General features: G+C 60.2%; 1 pseudogene. It reads right to left on the reverse strand.

The window, feature by feature from the left end:
- Positions 1 to 279 (reverse strand): annotated as a pseudogene (locus ACCC94_RS30235) (allantoinase); the annotation flags it as partial.

Consider the following 279-nt stretch of genomic DNA (forward strand, 5'->3'; position numbering starts at 1 on the left):
GTACGGCACGATCAGTTGAGGCACAGTCGTGCCGCCTGTCACTTCAACGTCCATCCAGAACGGCAGGTCGTCGCCATAGTAGTCGGAGTCGTACAGAAAGCCGCCATATTCGGCGACCAGCCGATGCGTGTTGGGACTGTCGCGGCCCGTGTACCAGCCAAGCGGCCGCACACCCGTGACACGTTCGATGGCTTGCATGCCGAGCCGCATATGCTCGGCTTCCTTTTCCGGCGATACGTCCTGATAGTGAATCCAGCGATAGCCGTGACACGCGATCTC

The organism is Pseudomonas sp. Pseusp97 (genome assembly GCF_047304025.1).
Taxonomy (GTDB): Bacteria; Pseudomonadota; Gammaproteobacteria; order Pseudomonadales; family Pseudomonadaceae; genus Pseudomonas.